Source organism: Arthrobacter sp. C152, assembly GCF_054890965.1.
Genome location: NZ_JBTZSU010000087.1, coordinates 1 through 1478, shown reverse-complemented (window position 1 = coordinate 1478; position 1478 = coordinate 1). Strand labels below are relative to the sequence as shown.

Annotated in this window: 2 protein-coding genes; both read left to right on the top strand. The window is 66.6% G+C overall.

The window, feature by feature from the left end:
- On the top strand, positions 1-951 hold a 951-nt coding region (locus ACYSM9_RS21815), incomplete at its 5' end, for a polysaccharide deacetylase family protein (protein ID WP_461859035.1).
- Positions 952-1175: 224 nt separating this feature from the next.
- Positions 1176-1352 (top strand): hypothetical protein, encoded by a 177-nt coding sequence (locus ACYSM9_RS21810; RefSeq protein ID WP_461859034.1) that lies wholly within the window; start codon positions 1176-1178, stop codon positions 1350-1352.
- Positions 1353-1478: the final 126 nt, after the last annotated feature.

Here is a 1478-nt window from a genome sequence, read left to right as displayed (position 1 = left end):
GGCGGCCCCGCCGGCATACTCGGCCTCCCGCTCACCGACGAAACCGCCACCCCCGACGGGGTCGGCCGGTATAACCACTTCAGCGGCACGAACGCCGGCTCGTCGATCCACTGGTCGCCCGCCACGGGAGCCCACGAGGTGTATGGAGCCATCTGGGCCCAGTGGGCGGCCCTCGGTTGGGAGCGCAGCCGGCTCGGCTACCCCACCAGCGGCGAGTACGGCATCACGGGCGGGCGCCGTAGCGATTTCCAGCATGGTTCGATCCTGTGGCACGCGGCCAGCGGCAGGGCCGAGGTCATCTACACCAGCGTCCCATCGGCGCTCCTGGGCGTGGACCTTGAGCGCATTCCGACCACGCAAAAGGTCGTCGCGCTTACGTTCGACGCCGGTGCCAACGACGCCGGCCTCCGGTCGATCCTCGCCACCCTTGCAGCCAACGGCGTCCCAGGCACCTTCTTCCTCACCGGAGACTGGGTCAACCAGTTCCCCTCCGACCCGGCGCTGATCTACAACGCGGGGCATCGGATCGGCAACCACTCAATGACCCACCCGGACTTCACGACCCTGACCGACGCCCAGATCGCGGCCGAGATCAACAGCGCGCAGAGGGCCATCGAGGCCGCTGGTGGCGAGCCTCGCCCGTTCTTCCGCTTCCCGTTCGGCGCCCGCGATTCCCGGACGATCGCAGACGTCAACGCCGCCGGCTACGCGGCGCTCCGGTGGACCGTCGACACCCTGGGCTGGCAAGGCACGTTGAGCGGAACGCGCGGACCGGGCTTCGTCGTCCAGCGCGTCATGGCTTCCGCCCAGCCCGGCGAGATCGTCCTGATGCACCTCGGATCGAACCCGGACGACGGTTCAACACTCGACGCTGCTGCCCTCCCGCAAGTGATCTCCCAGCTCCGGGCGGCAGGCTACGGCTTCGTCACCGTCGACGCCGCCCTCGGCTAGCCCTCCCCCGGGGCCGGAGGTTGGATGTCCCCGGAGACCTGATCAATGGACTGCCGGAGCATGTCTTTCGCATCCGCCAGCGGAAGCCGGGCCTTTCGTCCCGACTTCTGCCCGAGGGGACGTTCGGCACTGCCCAGCCGCGACAGAAAGACCGACCCTGATGGCAGATGATCCCTTTATGCATCGAGGCCCGCCATGTTCATGGAAGGCAGAAAGACCCACGAGTGATCATGATGGTCAAGATCCGCAAAGCCAGCAAAGCCGGCGTGACCGCCAGGTTCGTCGCAGGGCACTTCACAATAACCCACGACGGAATCACCGAGACCGTGCAGGTCGCCGGCCACCAGGACAACGACGCCCAGATTCTGCGGGCACTGGAAGCGATCCTCGAGCTCTACTGAGTCACAGCCGCCTGTGGGCATCGGGGTATCTGGCAAGGGACACCCGCATCCGGACGAACCACCCCCGGCGTCCCTATGTGTCAGGCTGTTGTGTGACACATAGGGCGGGGAAAGATATGTGATGTT